This window comes from Micromonospora sp. NPDC047753 (genome assembly GCF_040642735.1).
GTDB lineage: Bacteria > Actinomycetota > Actinomycetes > Mycobacteriales > Micromonosporaceae > Micromonospora.
In genome coordinates, this window is sequence record NZ_JBEYSL010000103.1 from 1 (window position 1) to 15,654 (window position 15,654).

The following is a 15,654-nucleotide window of genomic DNA, read 5'->3' on the forward strand; positions in this document are numbered from 1 at the left end:
GGTCGCCGGGGCGGCCGCCGGAGGCGCGGATCGAGCGGGCCATCAGCCGCGCCCGCACCTGAGGCCGCAACATCCGGGAAGTTGCGCGGGCGAGGGCGCGGGAGTGGGGGGTCAGGAGAGTGGGCGGGCGGCGGCGCTGAAGAGGCGTACGGCGAGGTCGGCGAGGGCCGTGGCGGTCTGCTCGATCGGTTCGCCGGGGAGCACGATGTGGCTGACCACCAGGCGGACGATGCTGTCGGCGGCGAAGGTCAGCGCGGCCTGGTCCGCTCCGGGCAGGTGGTCGCCGGCCCAGTCGATCAGGGCGCCGGACGCCTCGGTGAGCACCACCTCGGCCCGAGTGGTGAGGTACGGCAGTAGTTCGTCCGAGCCGCCGCGGGCGCTGGTCAGGATCGCCTTGATCAGCGGGTTTTCCGCAGCCGTGGTGAGGGTGTTTGCGATGGCCGCGTACGCGCCGGCCCGCACGTCGGTGTCGTGGGCGAGCAGAGCGGCCCGGACGGCGCCGACGAACCGGTCCACCTCCGCGCGGGCGAGCGCCTCGGCCAGCCCTGCCTTGCTGCCGAACTCGTTGTAGACGGTCTGTCGGCTCACCCCTGCGGTGTTCGCGACGGCACCCATCCGGACGCCGTCCCATCCGGTCGCGACGGTCAGCGCGCGGGCGGCGTCGACGATGCCGGTCCGTACCGGGGTGGGGTTCCTCTGCTCAATCATGGTGGTCGAAGTGTAGGCCGGCGCGCCGGCCGGACCGGTCGACGATCGGGCCGGCTCAGCTGCCGGTGTCGGGCCGCCCGGCGCACCCGGTTCGCGGCCCGGTGAGCCGGATCGGGGGCCTCGGGCCCGGGGGTGGGAGCCGCTCCCCGGGCGTGCGGATGGAGGAAGGATTCGGCGGCGGGGGCCGACGATGCCGCGCCCGAGCGCACCGCCCTGACGAGCGGCGCATAGGATGTGCGGTCATGGCACGCGTGCTCACTCCCCGTGCGGAGGATTTTCCCCGCTGGTACCAGGACCTGATCGCCAAGGCGAAGCTGGCCGACAACGGCCCGGTTCGCGGCACCATGGTCATCCGACCGGCCGGCTACGCCATCTGGGAGCGTATGCAGGCCGAGATGGACGCTCGGATCAAGGCGGCGGGTGCGGAGAACGCGTACTTCCCGTTGTTCATCCCCGAGAGCTACCTCAAGCGTGAGGCGGAGCACGTCGAGGGCTTCTCGCCGGAGCTGGCGGTCGTCACCCACGGTGGTGGCAAGCCGCTGGCCGAGCCGGTGGTGGTGCGTCCGACCAGCGAGACGGTCATCGGCGAGTTCATGGCCAAGTGGATCGACTCGTACCGGGACCTGCCGCTGCTGCTCAACCAGTGGGCGAACGTGGTCCGGTGGGAGCTTCGTCCGCGGATCTTCCTGCGTACCAGCGAGTTCCTCTGGCAGGAGGGGCACACCGCGCACGCCACCCGTGAGGACGCCCGGGCGTACGCGCGGCGGATCCTGCACGAGGCGTACGAGGACCTGATGGTCAACGTGATCGGCATTCCGGTGGTGGTCGGTCTGAAGACAAAGCGTGAGCGCTTCGCCGGGGCGACGGCCACGTACACCTGCGAAGGCATGATGGGCGACGGCAAGGCGTTGCAGCTGGGCACCAGCCACGAGCTGGGCCAGAACTTCGCCAAGGCGTTCGACATCAGCTACTCCTCCAAGGAGGGCGGCCGGGAGCACGCCTGGACCACCTCCTGGGGCACGTCCACCCGGATGCTCGGCGGCCTGATCATGGCGCACGGCGACGACAACGGCCTGCGCGTGCCGCCGAGGCTCGCGCCGATCCAGGCGTACGTCATGATCGTCAAGGACGGCGACGGCGTCGGCGAGGCGGCGGCCAAGCTGCGCGACGCCCTGCGCGACGCCGGTGTCCGGGTCGCGCTCGACGACCGGACCGACACCCCGTTCGGCCGCCGGGCCGTCGACGCCGAGCTGCGTGGCTATCCGGTACGCGTCGAAGTGGGCCCCCGTGACCTGGCCGTGGGCAACGCGACGGTGGTGCGTCGGACCGACGGTTCGAAGACCCCGACGCCGGTGGCGGACGTGGTCACCGCGGTGCTGGCCGCCCTGGAGACCGACCAGCAGGTGCTGCACGACCAGGCCCTCGCGCACCGCGAGTCGCGCACCGTCGAGGTGTCGACGCTGGCCGAGGCGATCGAGGCCGCGGCGACCGGCTGGGCGCGGGTGCCGTGGTCGGCGGTCGGCGTGGCCGGTGAGGCGGAGGCGAACGGTCAGGGCGTCACTGTGCGCTGCCTGCTGCGCGCCGACGGTTCGGTACCGGACTCGGAGGACGAGCCGGATCTGGTCGCCATCCTCGCCCGCGCCTACTGAGGTGCGGCCGGGCAACCCCGTCGACCGGTTCGCGCCGGGCCGGCTGATCGTGCACCGCAACGTGCGGCGGGGGCGGATCGGGTGGGCCCGGCCGGCGCGGGTGGTCCTCGACGACGAGCGGGGTCTGCTGCTCTGGATCGCCAGGGACTCGCCGGTGGCGCACGAGGTGAACGCGGCGGGCCTGACCATGCGGTCGCTGCCGTTCGCCGACTGGATCACCCCGACGTACCGGTTGGCGGAGGGGCGCTGGAACGGCCCGCCGCTGCTGAAGTTCCTGCCCACCGGGGTGGCGCACTCCGTCTGGTGGTTCTCCGACGAGCGGGGTCGGTTCGCCAACTGGTACGTCAACCTGGAGGAGCCGGCCGTCCGCTGGGACGACGGCCCGGTCGCCGGTGTCGACATGGTCGACCAGGACTTGGACGTCGTGGTGCGACCGGACCTCAGCTGGGAGTGGAAGGACGAGGACGAGTTCGCCGAGCGGCTCGCCTTCGCCGACGACTACTGGGTGACCGACGAGAAGGCGGTCCGCGCCGAGGGGGAGCGGGTGATCGCGCTCGCCGAGGCCGGTGGGTTCCCGTTCGACGGCACCTGGTGCGACTTCACGCCTCCGTCGGATTGGGGCGTACCGGACAAACTTCCGCCCGGATGGGATCGTCCGCCGGTTCGCTGACGAGTGTTCCGGGTCACCGGTGACGCGGTGTCCGGGTCCGATGCGTGCGATCGACAGCGGATCTGGCAGAATGGGTCGCTGGTATCCGGCGCGCGTCCGGCGCCCTCTAACCCGGGCGCGTCGCCAGTCCACCGAGTAGTCTCCGGCCCAACCCCACGGGTCCGGTCGGCGCTCACCCATGCACACCGCCCGCCTGGGCCGGTGAGATCGCAACAGGAGCGAAACAACTGTGGCCGTAAAGATCCGGCTCCTGCGGATGGGCAAGATCCGCAACCCGCAGTACCGCATCGTCATCGCCGATTCGCGCACCAAGCGTGACGGTCGGGCGATCGAGTTCGTCGGGGTTTACCAGCCCAAGGAAGACCCCTCGATCATCGAGGTCAAGTCGGAGCGGGTCCAGTACTGGCTGTCCGTCGGCGCTCAGCCGAGCGAGGCGGTGCAGCGTCTGCTGGAGCTGACCGGTGACTGGCAGAAGTACAAGGGCCTGCCGGCCCCGCCGCCGCTCCTGGTCGCCCCCGAGCGGGCCGACCGCAAGGCGGCGTACGAGGCTGAGGCGAAGGCCGCCGCCGGGCTCGCCCCGGAGACCCCGGCCAAGCCGGCCAAGAAGGCCGCCAAGGCTGCCGAGGCTCCGAAGACCGAGGCTCCGGCCGAGGCGCCGGCCGCTGCCGACGCCGGTGAGCAGGCCTGACATGCCACTGCGTCCGGCGTTGGAGCACCTGGTCAAGGGCATCGTCGACCACCCGGACGACGTCCGGGTGCGGCTTGTCGATTCCCGTCGGGGCAAGCGGCTCGAAGTCCGCGTGCACCCCGAGGACCTCGGCACTGTGATCGGGCGGTCCGGCCGGACCGCCAAGGCGCTGCGCCAGGTGATCGGCTCCATCGGCGGGCGCGGGGTTCGCGTCGACATCGTCGACTCGTACTGATGCAGCTCGTCGTCGGCAGGATCGGCAAGCCGCACGGTGTCCGCGGTGAGGTCACCGTGGAAGTGCGGACCGACGAGCCCGAGGCACGGTTCGCCCCCGGCACAGTGCTGCGCACTGAGCCGGGGGCGACGCCCCCGACTGCGTCCCCGCGCAGCAGCGGCGTGCTGCGCACTGAGCCGGGGGCGACGCCCCCGCCGGCCAGCGATGAGCCCGGGGTGCCGTTCCGGGTTCCCGCGGAGCTGACCATCGAGGAAGCCCGCTTCCACCAGGGCCGGGTGCTGATCGCGTTCGAGGGCATCCCGGACCGCAACACCGCCGAGGCGCTGCGGGGGACGCTGCTCGTGGTGGACAGCGCCGACGTGACCCCACCGGACGACCCGGAGGAGTTCCACGACCACCAGTTGGTCGGTTTGGCCGTGGTGACCCCGGCCGGCGAACGCCTGGGCGAGGTCGCCCGCATCGACCACGCGCCCTCGTCCGACCTGCTGGTGCTGCGGCGCCCCGAGGGGCGTACCGCGTTGATCCCGTTCGTCCGGGCGATCGTTCCGGAGGTCGACCTGGCCGGCGGACGTGTGATCGTCGACCCGCCAGCCGGACTGCTCGACCTTTAGGACCAGCCCGCATGCGCGTCGACGTCGTGTCGATCTTTCCGGAGTACTTCGCCCCGCTGGACCTGTCGCTGATCGGACGGGCGCGGGCCAACGACGTACTCCAACTCGCCGTGCACGACCTGCGGACCTGGACCCATGACGTGCACCGCACCGTCGACGACACCCCCTACGGTGGCGGGCCGGGAATGGTGATGCGCCCCGAGCCGTGGGGTGAGGCACTGGACGCCCTCGCGCCGCTCGACGCCCCGCCGCCACGGCTGCTGGTGCCGTCGCCGGCCGGTGCCCCCTTCACTCAGGCCATGGCGTACGAGTTGGCGGCCGAGTCGCATCTGCTCTTCGCCTGCGGCCGCTACGAGGGGATCGACCAGCGGGTCCTGGCGCACGCCGCCACCCGGATGCCGGTCACCGAGGTGTCGCTCGGTGACTACGTGCTCTTCGGCGGCGAGGTCGCGGTCCTGGTGATGCTGGAAGCGGTCACCCGGCTGCTGCCCGGGGTGCTGGGCAACGCGGGCTCGTTGGACGAGGAGTCGCACGCGCACGGGCTGCTGGAGGCGCCGATCTACACCAAGCCGCCGAGTTGGCGTGGGCACGACGTGCCGGACGTGCTCCGCTCCGGTGACCACGGCAGGATCGCCCGCTGGCGGCGCGAGGAGGGTCTGCTGCGCACGGCCGCCCGCCGGCCGGATCTGCTGGCCGCGCTGCCGGCCGATCGGCTCGACAAACGGGACATCGCGGCCCTGGACCAGGCCGGATTTCAACCTCCACCGGGGGATGTGGCAAAGTAGGGGGGTTGCCGCATCCGTCCGCGCCCGCGGTCGGCTGCGAGGATCCCCGACCGGGGTCGGTCCGCCGATCACCACCCGGGAATCAGAATCACCCACCCGCGCACCGAGTGACGGTGCGCCGTGAGCCTTACGAGGACGCAGCGATGAACATCCTGGACGCCCTTGACGCCCAGTCGAAGCGGACCGACCTTCCCGACTTCCGGGCCGGTGACACCGTCAAGGTGCACGCCCGCGTCGTCGAGGGCAACCGGTCCCGTGTCCAGATCTTCCAGGGCGTCGTGATCCGCCGCCAGGGTGACGGTCTGCGCGAGACCTTCTCGGTCCGCAAGGTCAGCTTCGGTGTCGGCGTCGAGCGGACCTACCCGCTCAACGGCCCGGGCATCGACCGGATCGAGGTCGTGACCCGCGGTGCCGTGCGTCGCGCCAAGCTCTACTACCTGCGCGAGCTGCGCGGCAAGAAGGCCAAGATCAAGGAGAAGCGGGAGAAGCAGCCCAGCTGACTTCCCGCTCGCCACGCCGCCCGAGCTGCGCGTATGCCGTACCGACCAGAGCGCACTACCCTGGTCGGTACGGGCGCAGCGAGGCGGCGATCCCGCCCAGGTGGCGGGTAGTTGTCCACTACCGCCCGTGGAGCCTCGACGAGGCTCCCGGGCGGTGGTGTTTTCTGCGGACCGGGGAGTGGCGTGGTGCAGACGCTTGACGAGGACGGCACCGTCGATCCGTGGCGCCGACGGGCTCGCCGCACCCGCCGGCAGATGCCGCTCTGGCAGGAGTTGCCGCTGCTGCTGGTGGTCGCGTTCTGCCTCGCGGTGCTGATCCGCACCTTCCTGCTCCAGGCGTTCTTCATTCCGTCCGGTTCGATGGAGGACACCCTCCTCGTCGGTGACCGGGTGCTGGTCAACAAGGTCGTCTACGACGTTCGTGACCCGCTGCGCGGCGAGGTGGTGGTCTTCCGGGGCACCGACCGCTGGGCGCCGCAGGTCGACGAGCAGCCGAAGCCCGGCGTCGGCGGCCGGCTCGCCCGCACCGTCGGCGATCTGGTCGGGGTGAGTCGCCCCGGTGAGAAGGACTTCATCAAGCGGGTGATCGGTCTCCCCGGTGACCGGGTCAAGTGCTGCGACAGTCAGGGCCGGGTGACCGTCAACGGCGTCCCGCTCAACGAGTCGTACGTCCTGCGGGACTCACCCCTGGACCTGCCACCCAACCCGGCGGAGTGTCGCTCCCGGCGCTTCGACGAGATCGTCGTGCCACCCGGTCAGATCTTCGTGATGGGTGACCACCGTGAGGTCTCCCAGGACGCGCGTTGCCAGGGGCCGGTGCCGATCGACAACGTGGTCGGCCGAGCCTTCATGGTGGTCTGGCCGTCGTCGCGGTGGAGCGCGCTGTCGGTGCCGTCCACGTTCGAGGACGTCTCCGGGCCGGCCACGGCGTCCCCCGGTGCGACTCCGGCGCGACCGACTCCGCAGGGCGGTGTGCTGCTGATGCTTCCGTTGGCAGCCGCTCTACGTGGTTCCCGCGCGTTCCGGACGGTGCCGTCCAGCCGGGCAACGTAGGCTCCTTGGCGTGATTGACGAGCAGACCGACAAGCCGCGCAGCTCCTTCTGGAAGGAGCTGCCGATCCTGCTGGGTGTGGCGATCCTGGTCGCGGTGCTGGTCCGCGCCTTCGTGCTGCAGACCTTCTTCATCCCCTCCCCGTCCATGGAAAACACTCTCAAGATCGATGACCGGGTGCTGGTCAACAAGCTGGTCTACGACTTCCGGTCACCGCACCGCGGCGAGGTGATCGTGTTCAAGGCACCGACCGCCTGGAGCGGTAACCCCGACGGTGAGGACTTCATCAAGCGGGTGATCGGCATCCCCGGCGACCACGTGGTCTGCTGCGACCCCGAGGAACGGCTGATGATCAACGGCAAGTCGTTGGACGAGCCGTACATCTTCTCCATGGACGGGATTCGCGACAAGGCCGCCGACCAGGAGTTCGACATCACCGTGCCGAAGGGTCGGCTGTGGGTGATGGGCGACCACCGCTCCGCCTCCGGCGACTCACTGGAGCACTGGCAGCAGTCCCAGCAGGACATCACCGAGGCCACCATCCCCGAGAAAGATGTGGTCGGGCGAGCGTTCACCGTCTTCTGGCCGGTCAACCGGGCCACCTGGCTGACGGTGCCCGACGGGTTCGACGGCATTCCCAAGCCGTAGGCCGACGGGGCGTGGGCGATCCGCCGCCGGTCTGGCAGGCTGGTGCGGTGACCGTCTACACCCCTCGACGCGCGGCTCGCGTGCTGCTCGTCGACGCGGCCGGCAGGGTCCTGCTGTTCGAGGGCTTCGACCCGGCCCGACCCGGGCACCGATACTGGTTCACTCCCGGCGGCGGGCTCGATCCGTTGGAGTCGCCGGCGGCGGGCGCGGCCCGGGAGCTGGCCGAGGAGACCGGCCTGCGGCTCGACCCGGCCCAGTTGGGCGAGCCGGTCTGGGCCGATGCGACCGAGTTCTCCTTCGACGGCACCTGGTACCGCCAGGAGCAGGATTTCTTCCTCTTCCGGGTGGACTCCTGGCAGGTGGACACCACCGGCTTCAACGACATTGAGCGCCGCAGCATCGCCGACCACCGCTGGTGGGTTCCGGCCGAGCTGGTGGCCAGCGGTGACCGGTTCTACCCGCCCGAACTGCCCGCCCTGCTGACCCGGCTGGGGCAGTCGACCGCGGCCGGCCAGGGCGGAGCGTCGTGCTGACCCCGCCGCGCACCGTGGTGCGCCGCGAGGCCGGCCTGTACGCCCTGGAGCGGGCGTTGCAGCGGCGTGGTTTCCGGCACGTCGCCGGCGCCGACGAGGCGGGCCGGGGGGCGTGTGCCGGTCCGCTGGTCGCCGCCGCGGCGGTGCTGCCCGAGGGGCGGCGCGGCGAGATCGAGGGGCTGGCCGACTCGAAGCTGCTCACCCCGGCCAGCCGGGAACGGGTGTACGCGGAGGTGGTGGACCGCGCGCTCGCGTACGCCGTGGTGGTCATTCCGGCCGAGGAGGTCGACGCCCGGGGTCTGCACGTGTGCAACCTGGCCGCGATGCGCCGGGCGCTCGCCTCGCTCACCACCCGCCCGGAGTACGTGCTGACCGACGGGTTCGGCGTGGACGGCCTGGGCGTGCCCGGGTTGGCGGTGTGGAAGGGCGACCGGGTGGCCGCGTGTGTGGCGGCGGCCAGTGTGCTGGCCAAGGTTACCCGGGACCGGCTCATGGTGGAGTTGGACGGGGTGTTCCCGGCGTACGGCTTCGCCGAGCACAAGGGCTACATCACCCCGGAACACTCGGCGGCGCTGCGGGAGCACGGGCCGTGCCGGGAGCACCGGTTCTCGTACGTCAATGTCGCCGCGGTCTCCGGCCGCGACGGCCGGCCGCCGCGCGCCCGACGGCCCGGCGGCCACAGCCCGGACGAGCCGATGGAGCGCTCGTGGGCGTCAGGGGGTACCGTCGGCGTGGCGTTGGGCGAGCAGCCTCGGCCTCAGACGCCGGTGGGGGAAGATGTGGCCATGGAAGGCGGAGTGCGATGAGCGCGGAAGATCTCGAGAAGTACGAGACCGAGATGGAGCTGCAGCTCTACCGGGAGTACCGCGACATTGTCCGCCAATTCTCCTACGTGGTGGAGACGGAGCGCCGGTTCTACCTGGCCAACCAGGTCGACCTGCACGTGCGTAACTCCGACGGCGAGGTCTACTTCGAGGTCGAGATGCACGACGCCTGGGTATGGGACATGTACCGTCCTGCCCGCTTCGTGAAGAACGTCCGGGTGATGACCTTCAAGGACGTCAACGTCGAGGAGCTGGAGAAGCCCGACATCTCACTGCCCGCCGACTCTGGCTTCGGCGGCTGAGCGCACCCGAACCGCCGGGCCGTGCCACGGGCCCCCACCCGTGACGTGACACCCGCCGCCGATCACTCGGTCGGCACCACGACCTCGACCCGCTGCACCATGTTGTTGGCGAAGCCGCCACGGTTCCACTGTTGCTCGACCGGCTGGGTCCGCCCGGACGCGTCGGTCGCCCGCGCGCCGAGCACGTACCGGCCGGGGGTGGCGACCCACTCGTGCCGCCAGCGCCGCCAGGCGAAATCCCCCGCGTCCGCCGGGTCCAGCTCGGCCTGCGCCCAGCTCCGCCCGCCGTCGGTGGTCACCTCCACGGCGACCACCGGGGCGTGCCCCGACCAGGCCCGACCATCCAGCGTGCACGGGCCCTGTCGCAGCACCCGACGACGGGACATGAAGTCGGGGAAGCCGGGCGGACGGACCAGCGCCCGTGGCTCGATCCGGGTGACCGGCACGCCCGGGTCGTCCGCGTCGCGGCGTACGCGGTAGGCCACCGCGTTCTGGTACCCCTCGAACGGCTCGGTCCGCAGCTCGATCGAGTGGACCCACTTCACGTGGGCCATTCCGTACCAGCCCGGCACGATCAGCCGCAGCGGCGCGCCATGCTGCGGCAGCAGGGGAGCGCCGTTCATCTCGTACGCCAGCAGCACCTCCTCGCGCAGCGCGTCGGCGACCGGAAGCGCACGCTGGTAGTCCTGCTCGATCCCACGCTCCACACCGTGATCGGCGCCGGTGAAGACCACGTCCACCGCGTCCGGGTCGACGCCCGCCTCCCGCAGCAGCGGAGCGAGGGGGGTGCCGGTCCACTCCGCGTTGCCGACCGCCTCGACCAGCCAGGGCTGGCTGACCGGTCGAGGGTGCAGCAGGGCTCGCCCGTTGCCGGCGCACTCCAGGGTCACCTGCCGGGTGACGCGGGGCCGTTCGCGCAGGTCGGCGAGGGTGACAGTCAACTGACTGTCGACCGCGCCGCCGATGGTCAGTGTGTGCGTCTCCGGGTCGAGCTCCGGGATGTCGTAGTGGATCAGCAGGTAGTGCAACCCGGCCGGGGTGACGTCGTAGCGCAGCGCCTCCAACGGGATGCCGTGGTTGCGGGCTGCGAGTCGCAGCTCCTCGGCGCTGATCGTCTCGTCCGGATCCGCGAGCCGGGCCGGGCCGCTCACGTCGGCCACAGTGGGCCCGGTGGGGGACGACGTCCGGTCATCGAGAGTGGTCATGCGGCCTCCCCGGCACAGACGGCGGCACCCGCCGTACGCGGCCCAGCCTAGGCCCTGCATGGCGGCCCGAGAACGACACCGGAGCTACGGCCGCGTTCTCGCGGCGGGCCGTGGCCATCGTTCCGCCGTCTCGGGCATAGCAGATCATCGAGGGCTCCGGGTGCTCGTCCACAGCGCCTCCGGTTGTCCACAGCCTCGTCGGCCGGGCTGGCGGACGGCCCGGCGTCGGCTGGAGGCTGCCGTCATGCGACAGCCCTCCGTCCGTTCGATCCGCCGCACCGTGCTGCTCTGCGCCGCGCTCCCGCTCGCGCTGACCGTCCAGCTCTGCGGGCTGGCGGTGCTGGCAGCGGCGGTGCCCGGCCAGCCCCCGACCCCGACCGTGCCGGTCGCGGCCCTGGGGGAGCCGGTCGTCGACCCGACTCTGCCGGCCGCGGCCCGCGCCGCGCCGGTCGTTGGCCCGACGCCCGCCGGGCGGTTCCGGTGGCCGCTCGACGGGCTGCCTCGTCCGGTGCGCCGGTTCGACCCGCCGCCGCGACCGTGGCTGCCCGGCCATCGCGGCGTCGACCTGGCCGCTCCCGCCGCGGCGGTGGTCCGCAGCGCCGGGCCGGGCACCGTGCTCTTCGCCGGTCTGGTGGCCGGTCGACCGGTGGTCACCGTGGGGCACGCCGACGGGCTGCGGACCACCCACGAGCCGGTCCGACCCGGCGTACGCCCCGGCGAGCCGGTCACCGCCGGCGCGCCGCTGGGCGAGCTGCTGCCAGGGCATCCGGGGTGCCCGGCCGAGGCGTGCCTGCACTGGGGCCTGCGCCGCGGCGAGGACTATCTCGACCCGCTGGCCCTGTTCGGCCTCGGCCCGGTGCGGCTGCTCCCGGTCGGGCCGGCCCGGGTGTCCGCTCCCGGCCGTCCGGTCAGCGCTGGGCGAGCAGTGCCGGCAGCCGTGCGGCCAGCCGTTCGTACTCGTCGGTGGCGTTGTAGACCTGGCCGGTGAGCCGCAGCCACCCCCGGCCGTTCCAGCTCATCACCGCCACCTCGGCGGCGAGCCGCTCACCGATCCGCGCCTGCAATGCCCGCGCCGCGTCGATCGTGGTGCCAGTGCCGGCCGGCAACGGGATGAGGCGCAGAGCCACCCCCGGCCCGCCGGGGTCGGGCAGATCGGCGGGGGCCACCCCCAGGGCGTCCCCCACCACCCGCTGGCCGTACGCGGCGAGCGCCGCGTTGTGCGCCCGCACCCGGTCAACGCCGAGGCTGCGCATCGTGAACAGGCCCGCCGGGGCGGCCAGCCAGGACGTGTAGTCGAGCGTGGCCTGCCACTCGAGCCGGGCCGGGAAACCCGACTCCTGCTCCCAGGACACCACCAGCGGCTCGATCCGGTCCCGCCACTGCGGTGCCACAGCCAGCAGGGCGGTCCCACGCGGTGCGAACGCCCACTTGTGCAGGTTGCCCACCCAGAAGTCCGCGCCGATGCCGGCCACCGAAATGGGCAGCATGCCCGGGGCGTGCGCGGCGTCCACCAGGACCGGCACGCCGTGTTCGCGGGCCACCCCGACGACGGCGGCGGTCGGAAACAGCTTCGCGGTGGCCGAGGTGAGCTGGTCGACGACGAGCAACCGGGTCCGCCCCGGGCGCAGGCCGGCGCGGATGATCTGCACGATCTGCTCGTCCGTGGCGGCCAGGGGGATCGGCAGGACTCGGCTGACCGCGCCGGTGCGGCGGCACTCGCGCTGGATCGCCAGGCTCACCGCCCCGTACTCGTGGTCGGTGCTCAGCACCTCGTCGCCGGCCTTGAGACCAATCGACTGGAGCACCACTGCGACGCCGGTGGTGGTGTTGCCCACCAGGGCGCTGCCGTCCGGGTCGGCGCCCAGGAACCCGGCGAGATGCCGGCGGGTGTGCGCGATCCGGTCCACCAGCCCCTGGGTGAAGAAGCGCAGCGGGCTCGCCTCCATCTCGTCGCGCAGCCGCTGCTGGGCGCGCTGCACGTTGATCGGCACCGCGCCGAACGAGCCATGGTTGAGGTGGCTGACCGCCGGATCCAGGGAGAAGAGCAGGCGGGCGCCCGGGATCGGCTCAGGAGGATTCGGGACGCTCACCTGATGATCGTAACCGCCACGCTCGCGCGCCCGCGGCCCTTGATCAGGGCGGGCGGGCGTGCTCTCCGGCCCTTTGTCAGGCGCGCGGGTGCGCCTGCCGATAGGCGGTACGCAGCCGCTCGACCGAGACGTGGGTGTAGATCTGCGTGCTCGCCAGCGACGAGTGGCCGAGCAGTTCCTGCACGGCGCGCAGGTCAGCGCCACCCTCCAGGAGGTGGGTGGCAGCGGAGTGGCGCAGATCGTGCGGGCTGGTCGGGGGCAGCCCGGCGGTCTCGGCGTACGCACCGACAACCTGACGGGCGGTCGTCGGGTTGAGCCGACCACCCCGGGCACCCAGCAGCAGCGCGTCACCGGAGCGGGCGCCCACCATCACCGGGCGGCCCCGGCGCAGCCAGTCGTCCAACGCCCGCTGGGCGGGCACCCCGTACGGCACCGAGCGCTCCCGCCCGCCCTTGCCGAACACGCGGATCACCCGTCGGCCGTGGTCGACGTCCCCGACGTCCAACCCGCAGGCCTCGCTGACCCGTACGCCGGTGGCGTAGAGCAGCTCCAACAGCACCCGGTCCCGGAGCGGAACCGCCTCGACGGCTTGGCTCGGGCCTGACTCGGCTGGCGGGTTCGGGGGAGGTGCCTGCCGGGACGGCGCCTCGACCAGAGCGGCGGCCTGATCGGCGCGCAGCACGCTGGGCAGATCCCGGTGCGCGCGAGGGCTGGCCAGCGCGGCGCCCACGTCGGCGGGGAGCAGGTCGGCCCGGTGTGCCCAGGCGCTGAATGCCCGCGCCGACGCGGCCCGCCGGGCCAACGACGTGCGGGCCGCACCCGTGGTGCGCTGCCGCGCCAGCCAACTGCGCAGCACCGACAGGTCCAGCTCGGCGAGGTCGACGCAGCCCATCCGGACGGCGTGGTCGAGCAGCGAGACCAGATCGGTGACGTACGCGCGGACGGTGTGCGCCGAGCGGTTACGCACCCGGGACAGGTGCTCGGCGAAGTCGTCGACAGCGTCGCGCAACGCTGGCGGGAGTGCCTGGTGCATGGCCCGGGTGCCCCGGTCCGGTCGGCTCATCGTGGCCGCACCGACGTGCCGGCCGGTTCCTCGGCCCCGGCACCCTCACTGACGGCTGACACGGCACCAGCCTACGGCCGGTCCGCGGCCGCCACCGGACACGACGCTGCCGGCGTCCACCCCCGACTACCGGCGGTTGTTCCTGTTGGTCAGGAACACGACCAGGCCGACGACGAGCACGGCGGTCACGGCGAGACAGCAGAGCACGCTGACGTGCCACGGCTTGATTGCACCCATGACCGGGCACGGTACCGGCAGTATCGGCTGGCCGAGACCCCGATCGCGAGCGGTTACGGGCATCCCGGCCGGGTGGCGGTGACGCATCCCCTCAGGCAACAGGCCGACCGGACATCTCCGCCGCCGCACGCTGCTGTCTGGCGGGTGCGGCGATGGCGTAGCCGTCGTCACGACGGACCACCATGGACAGTTCCTCCAGCAGAGACAGCTTGCGCAATGCGGTCCGTACGTCGACGCCGGCGCGCGCGGAGAGTCGGTCCACGCCCATCGCGCCACGGCGGGGAAGCGCCTCCAGCAGCGACCGAGCGTCGTCGTCCAACGCGTCGGTGGCCCGCTGCGGTCCACGCGCCAGCGGGGCCAGGTCCGCGCCGATCCGACCCACCTCCTCCAACACGTGCGCCACCCCGGTGACCAGCCGGACCTTGTCGGGGAACTCGCGCAGGAACTCGTGCGCGCCGACGGACATCGCCGAGGTCACCGGCCCCGGCACCACCATGGCCACCCGATTGACGTGGACGGCTCGCCGCGCGGTCTGCGTCGCGCCACTGCGCGCCGACGCCTCCACCACGACGGTGCCCCGGGTGCCTGCGGCGATCACCCGGTTGCGGATCAGGAACCGGGGCCGCAGCGGCTCGGCACCGGGCGGCCACTCGCTGACCAGCAGCCCCGTCTCGGCGATCCGGTCGAAGAGCGCGGCGTTGCCCATCGGGTACGGACGGTCGAGCCCGCAGGCGAGCACCGCGACGGTCAGACCGCCAGCGGTGAGTGCGCCCCGGTGGGCGGCGGCGTCGATGCCGAACGCGCCACCGGACACGATTGTCCAGTCCCGCTCCGCCAAGCCGTATCCCAGCTCGGTCGCGACGTGCTGCCCGTATCCGGTGGCCGCCCGCGCCCCGACCACGGCCACCGAACGATCCAGAGCCTCGCCGAGCGGCCAGCTCCCGCGCACCCAGAAGCACAGCGGCGGGGCGGTCTCAGCGTCCACCCGGCGGCTGACGTCCGGCAGCCGCAACGCGGCCAGGCTGGCGACCTGGGCCGGCCACTCCTCGTCGTCCGGCGTTACCAGGCGGGCACCCAGTCGGTCCGCCCGCTCCAGGGCCTCCGCGGCCACTGCCCGCGCGTCGCCGGCCGCCGAGCGTGCGGCGACAGTGGTGTGCAGCCAGCCGTCCGGACTGCCCCCGTCGAGCAGCAGTTCCAGGGTTTCCACCGGACCGTGCCGTTCGACCAGGTGATGCACAGCGCGCGTGCCCGGCTCCGCCAACCAGGTCAGGGCGACCCGGGCCAGCCGTCGTTGCTCCTCGGCGCTCATGTCGCCTCCCCCGTCCGAAGTTGAAGCGCCTCCCGGACGTCGTCCTGGTCAGGTCGGTCGCGACCGTCGAGATCGGCGATGGTCCAGGCCATCCGGATCACCCGGTCGAAGCCGCGCGCCGACAGCGAGCCGGAGTCGAGCCGGCCCCGCAGTTCCACTGTGACCCGGGCCGGCAGCCGCCACGGCGGTCGGCGCAGGTGCGGCCCTTCCACTTCGGCGTTGAGCCGTCGGCCGAGGTCTGCCCAGCGGCTGGCCGCCGCCTGCCGGGCCGCCGCCACCCGGGCGGCGACCGTCGCCGAGGGCTCGACACCGCCGTCGGTCGCCATCAGCTCGGCCGCCCGCACCGGCATCAGCCGTACCTGGACGTCGATCCGGTCGAGCAGCGGCCCGGAGAGCCTTCCCAGGTAGCGGCGGCGAACCAGCGGCGAACACTCGCAGTGCGCGTCGCCGGCCGGTTTGGCGCACGGACACGGGTTGGCAGCCAGCACCAGCTGGGTCCGGGCCGGATACACGGTGCCGCCCCCGCTGCGGCTCAGCTGGATGCGG

19 protein-coding genes are annotated in these 15,654 nt (G+C 72.5%); 13 read left to right on the plus strand and 6 right to left on the minus strand.

Annotation, left to right across the window (positions count from 1 at the left end; genetic code table 11):
• Window positions 1–111 precede the first annotated feature (111 nt).
• Window positions 112–708 carry a TetR family transcriptional regulator gene (locus ABZ749_RS11845; RefSeq protein ID WP_357226405.1) on the minus strand — a complete coding sequence of 199 codons (597 nt, stop codon included), beginning with the start codon at window positions 706–708 and terminating at the stop codon, window positions 112–114.
• A gap of 242 nt (window positions 709–950) precedes the next feature.
• On the opposite strand from ABZ749_RS11845, the gene proS reads away from it, so the two are divergent.
• From proS to ABZ749_RS11905, 12 genes are all read left to right on the plus strand, one after another.
• Complete coding sequence (proS, locus tag ABZ749_RS11850; RefSeq protein WP_357226407.1) at window positions 951–2,357, plus strand: proline--tRNA ligase; 1,407 nt, start codon at window positions 951–953, stop codon at window positions 2,355–2,357.
• A gap of 1 nt (window position 2,358) precedes the next feature.
• Complete coding sequence (locus ABZ749_RS11855) at window positions 2,359–3,027, plus strand: DUF402 domain-containing protein (RefSeq protein ID WP_357226413.1); 669 nt, start codon at window positions 2,359–2,361, stop codon at window positions 3,025–3,027.
• A 229-nt stretch (window positions 3,028–3,256) separates the two neighbouring features.
• Window positions 3,257–3,715, plus strand: a complete 459-nt coding sequence (gene rpsP, locus ABZ749_RS11860; protein ID WP_357226416.1) for a 30S ribosomal protein S16 — start codon at window positions 3,257–3,259, stop codon at window positions 3,713–3,715.
• Entirely contained in the window at window positions 3,690–3,950 is a 261-nt protein-coding gene (locus tag ABZ749_RS11865; RefSeq protein ID WP_186718042.1) for an RNA-binding protein, read from the plus strand. Before rpsP ends, ABZ749_RS11865 begins: the two co-directional genes overlap by 26 nt.
• On the plus strand, window positions 3,950–4,561 hold the full coding sequence (gene rimM / locus ABZ749_RS11870) for a ribosome maturation factor RimM (protein WP_357226419.1): 612 nt from the start codon (window positions 3,950–3,952) through the stop codon (window positions 4,559–4,561). Before ABZ749_RS11865 ends, rimM begins: the two co-directional genes overlap by 1 nt.
• Window positions 4,562–4,572: 11 nt before the next feature.
• On the plus strand, window positions 4,573–5,346 hold the full coding sequence (trmD, locus tag ABZ749_RS11875; RefSeq protein WP_355005242.1) for a tRNA (guanosine(37)-N1)-methyltransferase TrmD: 774 nt from the start codon (window positions 4,573–4,575) through the stop codon (window positions 5,344–5,346).
• A gap of 143 nt (window positions 5,347–5,489) precedes the next feature.
• On the plus strand, window positions 5,490–5,846 hold the full coding sequence (rplS, locus tag ABZ749_RS11880; RefSeq protein ID WP_088991045.1) for a 50S ribosomal protein L19: 357 nt from the start codon (window positions 5,490–5,492) through the stop codon (window positions 5,844–5,846).
• Window positions 5,847–6,029: 183 nt separating this feature from the next.
• Window positions 6,030–6,899 (plus strand): signal peptidase I, encoded by an 870-nt coding sequence (gene lepB / locus ABZ749_RS11885; protein ID WP_355005241.1) that lies wholly within the window; start codon window positions 6,030–6,032, stop codon window positions 6,897–6,899.
• Between the two features lie 10 nt (window positions 6,900–6,909).
• On the plus strand, window positions 6,910–7,545 hold the full coding sequence (gene lepB / locus ABZ749_RS11890; protein WP_357226426.1) for a signal peptidase I: 636 nt from the start codon (window positions 6,910–6,912) through the stop codon (window positions 7,543–7,545).
• A 47-nt stretch (window positions 7,546–7,592) separates the two neighbouring features.
• Window positions 7,593–8,078: an NUDIX domain-containing protein gene (locus tag ABZ749_RS11895; RefSeq protein WP_357226454.1), complete on the plus strand. Its 486-nt coding sequence runs from the start codon at window positions 7,593–7,595 to the stop codon at window positions 8,076–8,078.
• Window positions 8,072–8,884: a ribonuclease HII gene (locus ABZ749_RS11900; RefSeq protein WP_357226429.1), complete on the plus strand. Its 813-nt coding sequence runs from the start codon at window positions 8,072–8,074 to the stop codon at window positions 8,882–8,884. Before ABZ749_RS11895 ends, ABZ749_RS11900 begins: the two co-directional genes overlap by 7 nt.
• A complete protein-coding gene (locus tag ABZ749_RS11905) occupies window positions 8,881–9,204 on the plus strand; it encodes a DUF2469 domain-containing protein (RefSeq protein ID WP_007075222.1) in 324 nt (107 codons plus the stop codon). The genes ABZ749_RS11900 and ABZ749_RS11905 overlap by 4 nt, the downstream gene beginning before the upstream one ends.
• A 62-nt stretch (window positions 9,205–9,266) precedes the next feature.
• Here ABZ749_RS11905 and ABZ749_RS11910 read toward each other — a convergent pair whose 3' ends face one another.
• Window positions 9,267–10,409 (minus strand): sulfite oxidase, encoded by a 1,143-nt coding sequence (locus ABZ749_RS11910; RefSeq protein WP_357226433.1) that lies wholly within the window; start codon window positions 10,407–10,409, stop codon window positions 9,267–9,269.
• 244 nt (window positions 10,410–10,653) lie between these two features.
• Here ABZ749_RS11910 and ABZ749_RS11915 point away from each other — a divergent pair, with 244 nt between their 5' ends.
• Window positions 10,654–11,397, plus strand: coding sequence for a M23 family metallopeptidase (locus ABZ749_RS11915; protein WP_357226436.1), 744 nt, complete (start codon window positions 10,654–10,656; stop codon window positions 11,395–11,397).
• Here the strand turns inward: ABZ749_RS11915 and ABZ749_RS11920 are convergent.
• From ABZ749_RS11920 to ABZ749_RS11935, 4 genes are all read right to left on the minus strand, one after another.
• Entirely contained in the window at window positions 11,318–12,499 is a 1,182-nt protein-coding gene (locus ABZ749_RS11920; protein ID WP_357226440.1) for an aminotransferase class V-fold PLP-dependent enzyme, read from the minus strand. The genes ABZ749_RS11915 and ABZ749_RS11920 overlap by 80 nt on opposite strands.
• A 76-nt stretch (window positions 12,500–12,575) precedes the next feature.
• On the minus strand, window positions 12,576–13,562 hold the full coding sequence (locus tag ABZ749_RS11925; protein ID WP_357226443.1) for a tyrosine recombinase XerC: 987 nt from the start codon (window positions 13,560–13,562) through the stop codon (window positions 12,576–12,578).
• Window positions 13,563–13,890: 328 nt separating this feature from the next.
• A complete protein-coding gene (gene dprA, locus ABZ749_RS11930) occupies window positions 13,891–15,108 on the minus strand; it encodes a DNA-processing protein DprA (protein ID WP_357226446.1) in 1,218 nt (405 codons plus the stop codon).
• Window positions 15,105–15,654, minus strand: a 550-nt coding sequence (locus ABZ749_RS11935; RefSeq protein WP_357226450.1) for an ATP-binding protein, incomplete at its 5' end; no start/stop codon positions are given. The genes ABZ749_RS11935 and dprA, both read right to left, overlap by 4 nt.

Excerpts from the sequence above, each read along its gene's own strand:
- ABZ749_RS11845 (WP_357226405.1), bottom strand. The coding sequence starts at position 708 with ATGATTGAGCAGAGGAACCCCACCCCGGTACGGACCGGCATCGTCGAC.
- proS (WP_357226407.1), top strand. The coding sequence starts at position 951 with ATGGCACGCGTGCTCACTCCCCGTGCGGAGGATTTTCCCCGCTGGTAC.
- rimM (WP_357226419.1), top strand. The coding sequence starts at position 3,950 with ATGCAGCTCGTCGTCGGCAGGATCGGCAAGCCGCACGGTGTCCGCGGT.
- trmD (WP_355005242.1), top strand. The coding sequence starts at position 4,573 with ATGCGCGTCGACGTCGTGTCGATCTTTCCGGAGTACTTCGCCCCGCTG.
- rplS (WP_088991045.1), top strand. The coding sequence starts at position 5,490 with ATGAACATCCTGGACGCCCTTGACGCCCAGTCGAAGCGGACCGACCTT.
- ABZ749_RS11905 (WP_007075222.1), top strand. The coding sequence starts at position 8,881 with ATGAGCGCGGAAGATCTCGAGAAGTACGAGACCGAGATGGAGCTGCAG.
- ABZ749_RS11910 (WP_357226433.1), bottom strand. The coding sequence starts at position 10,409 with ATGACCACTCTCGATGACCGGACGTCGTCCCCCACCGGGCCCACTGTG.
- ABZ749_RS11915 (WP_357226436.1), top strand. The coding sequence starts at position 10,654 with ATGCGACAGCCCTCCGTCCGTTCGATCCGCCGCACCGTGCTGCTCTGC.
- ABZ749_RS11925 (WP_357226443.1), bottom strand. The coding sequence starts at position 13,562 with ATGAGCCGACCGGACCGGGGCACCCGGGCCATGCACCAGGCACTCCCG.
- dprA (WP_357226446.1), bottom strand. The coding sequence starts at position 15,108 with ATGAGCGCCGAGGAGCAACGACGGCTGGCCCGGGTCGCCCTGACCTGG.